Source organism: Nguyenibacter vanlangensis, from assembly GCF_013376155.1.
Lineage (GTDB): Bacteria > Pseudomonadota > Alphaproteobacteria > Acetobacterales > Acetobacteraceae > Gluconacetobacter > Gluconacetobacter vanlangensis.
The window spans coordinates 1-3,445 of sequence record NZ_JABXXP010000310.1 but is presented as its reverse complement, the minus strand read 5'-3'; the positions used below and the strand labels follow the sequence as shown (position 1 = coordinate 3,445).

The window sequence follows — 3,445 nt, the reverse complement described above, 5'->3', positions numbered from 1 at the left end:
CCATTTCCACAATAGCCGGGGTCATGCCAAATCCGCTCCTCACAAGGGCAGAATCCTTGAATCACAGCCAGATTCAGCACGTCAATCCAGACCCCATAAAAACTGATGGGTTGTGAGCGAGTTGGCCGCGGCGATGCAATATTCGATTCAGGGCATTAACACGGATGATCCGATGTTGAAGGATCTGCTGATGGATATCGGCACCGAGGAATTGAGTCACCTGGAGGTGATCGGCACGCTGGCTCGCATGCACCTCAAGCCGATGAAAACGTCGCGCGAGGACGCTGACGCCGACCCGCTGCTCGCCATCACCGGGGGGAGCGGTGTCAATCTGTTTAACTCCCGAGGCAATGCGTGGACGGCTGATTACCTGAAGATCACTGGGCAGCCAGAGGTAGACCTTCGCAACAATATCGCGGCGGAGGCCCGTGCGAAGATCACCTATGAACGGTTGATCGATTTTTGTGACGACCAGGGCACACGGGATGCGCTGCAGTTCCTGATGACCCGTGAAATCACGCATATGAAGGCCTTCATGCTGGCACTGGACAGCCTGGGCTTGTCGCCTCTGGAGATCGGCTCGCTTCAGCCCACTCCGGATCTGGTGGACCAATATTTCAATGATTCGACCGATGAAGATGGAGACGGTTCTGCGGACATGGCCGGCGCCTTGTCGAGTAAAGGGGGATTCAAGTGTATAGACAGCCCTGCATTTCATCCTGAACTGATGGCGGTGGACGGACCGAACTGACACGAGTCCGTCCACTATGATGTCACGGGAGCCGGTAAGGAAGACGGCTCCCGCGCATGCGGTTTCGCCTGCTAACGGCAACTGACCAATTCGTCTCCGACTTCGTATTCAATCACAGTTTCGGTAAGCTGAAACGCGTTCTGGGTGGCTGCGCCATAGATGGTGTTGTCGTAGATCGTCCAAACATCGGCGCCGCGCGTGGCGAGCGAAGCAACGACTTTCGCATGAGCTTCAATAGCCTCTTTCCCATAAATTGACTCGTAGATGCGAGGGGAGCCGTGCAGCCGAAAATAGGCGAGGCCGCTCCAGCCTCCGGGTTGCGCCGCAAGCAATGGTTTGGCCGGATCCGCCGCGACCCGTGACACTTGCTGCCTCCCTAACATGTGGTCGACCTCCGGCTGGAGCCAACTGGCATGTCTCGGCTCCAAAACGACAGCTCCAGTGACCGTGGCCTTCAGCTCATTGATGAATCGTTCGGTGATGTCGCCGGCGTAGGCGAAACTCGGAGGAAGCTGAACCAGGACGGGACCACGCTTGTCGCCCAAGCCGCTCGTTTCCTCGGCAAAGCGTTCGATGAGCGCCCGACAATCGATCAAGCGGCGCTCATGCGTGATCGTTTTGGGCAGCTTGACGGAGAAGCGGAATTCGGGCGGCACGCTTGCTGCCCAGCGCTCATAGGTCGTGCGCCGGTGCGGTCGATAGAAGCTGCTATTGATCTCGACAGCTGAAAAGCGCGCGCCATAACGTTCAAGGTGCGTGCCGACCGAGGGAAATCGCTGGGCAAGCGCGGACGGGATCGACCAACCAGCGACGCCGATGCGAATGGACATGAGCGGCTTCTCCTATGACCGGACGACGACGGATCTCAGCTCCCAGCTTGCGATTCCTGCCAGCCGATCCCGGGGCTGCCGCGTTATTGATGCCAGCTCAGGCCCTTCGGCACCATTGAGAAACCGCAGGCGCGCAGGGCGGCGTCAAGCTTCGTCGTCCTCACGGGACGGTCGTCAACCATTTCAAGCGTGAACATGAGATGCTTCTCGCGCTTAAGCGCGGCGGCGAGCGCTGCAAGGCCGGTGCTGAGCAAGGGGGCGAGGGCGGGATCATCCGCATCGATATAAGTCAGCAGGTTACGGCCGCCCTGCGTAAGATAGAATACAAGGCGTTCGTCGGCGATCACGACGAACGCGCCGCCGCGGCGGGTCGGGCGGATCGCGGATCGGTGCGGCGGCCATGGCAAAATCATGCCGAAGGGGTTGGCCGGATCGCCAGCCGAAAGCGCGACCGGAACGGGATCGGCGGAACGCATGTCCGCGAGTTCGCGGAGCCGGTCGACGGTCGCACGTTCCGCGAACTGGGCGGCTCCCAGCCCTTCGACGAAGCGGCCGCGCACGATCTGCCCCGCATCTTCCATGCTCCGGAAAAGCGGCTGGAGCGCGGGAAAGCCGCCCGGCACGTCTTCCGCGACGGCCGCGCCGCGTGTGACGATGCCGTACCGGTCGAGAAGCCCCTCGACCAGTGCCAGCGTACGGGCGGTGTCGCTGGCCGATTCGCGGGGCAACAGCGACCAGCGGCCCGCCAGGGTCGGATCGCCCCGTGCACCGGATGTCGAAGCACCGGTTGTCCTCGATTGCGCGAACGAGGACAATCCGCGAAGCCCCCTGCGCCGCCGCGACAGGTGAATCGGACGGTGCGGCGCGCGTGCGCCCGTGCGAGCCCGTAGCGGCGACCAGTTGTCGCTGGTGATATATCCGGCCCAGGCAAGGTCCCAGAGCGCCGTAGCGAGATCGGACGTCGGAACCAGCGGACCATCGTCCCTGATCCCGGCCGGTCCCTCCACCAATCGGGCGGGCGCCAATGTCGCAAGCTGGCGTGCGAAATAGGCTCCGCCATCGGCGAGAACATCGAGGATCGCTCGCTGAAGCGGCGACAGGGCCGCTGCGTCATCAGCGCCTGCTGTGGGCGGAAGAGTTTCGGCGGCGAATTCTCGCGGATGCAAGGAGATCAGGCCGTCTTCCCCGCCGAGCTTGCCATGGCCGCACCACAGGACCGTCCCGATGGAGATCAGTTCGTCCAGCATGGCCGGGGTGTAGTTGTGCACACGGGCACGCAGGATCTGGTTCTCCCACACCGAAGCCGGCAAAGGCACGCCGGCGAGTTGTTCGATAACGCGGGCGACACCGTCGATGCCCGTGAGGGCTCCCCCCTCCGTATGCCTGGGATGCAGCGCGGCCTGCCCGACGGACAGGGCAACAAGGCCGTGGCGTTCCAGTAGCAGGCGTACATAGGCTTCTCTGGTGGCCGGGCGGGTCGCCTCGCGCGCGGCCTTTAGCGAGCGCAGCCGCAGGCGCCGGAACACGTCGTCCGCTATCCATTCGTGGCCAGCCAGAGGATTAGGCATGGGGGGATTGCGCATCGACGGATCGGCGCCCGCGGACTCCTCCTGCGCTTCCAGCCGGCGCTCGACGCCGAAATTCCCCTTGAGCAGCTTGCCCTGCGCGCGCAGCCGTTCCAGTGCCGCGTCGGCGACCGTGACGCCGAGCCCGAAACGGACTGCGATCGCGTTCGTCGTGAACGGTCCATGGGTGCGCGCATATCGCGCGATCAGATCGCCGAGCGGGTCGGCGGCCGGCTGCAGGAAGACGTCGGGCAGACCGGCCGGCAGCGTCACGCCGAGCGCGTCGCGCACCCGGGCGG

The 3,445-nt window shown here is 63.4% G+C and carries 3 protein-coding genes; 1 reads left to right on the top strand and 2 read right to left on the bottom strand.

Going from position 1 to position 3,445, the window contains the following annotated elements; all coding sequences use genetic code 11:
* Positions 1 to 112: 112 nt before the first annotated feature.
* Positions 113 to 751 carry a manganese catalase family protein gene (locus tag HUK84_RS12920; protein ID WP_218064363.1) on the top strand — a complete coding sequence of 213 codons (639 nt, stop codon included), beginning with the start codon at positions 113 to 115 and terminating at the stop codon, positions 749 to 751.
* Positions 752 to 822: 71 nt separating this feature from the next.
* Here the strand turns inward: HUK84_RS12920 and HUK84_RS12915 are convergent, their stop codons facing one another.
* Positions 823 to 1,581, bottom strand: coding sequence for a DUF72 domain-containing protein (locus tag HUK84_RS12915; RefSeq protein ID WP_176640658.1), 759 nt, complete (start codon positions 1,579 to 1,581; stop codon positions 823 to 825).
* Between the two features lie 83 nt (positions 1,582 to 1,664).
* Positions 1,665 to 3,445, bottom strand: a 1,781-nt coding sequence (locus tag HUK84_RS12910; RefSeq protein ID WP_456306671.1) for an Lhr family helicase, incomplete at its 5' end; no start/stop codon positions are given.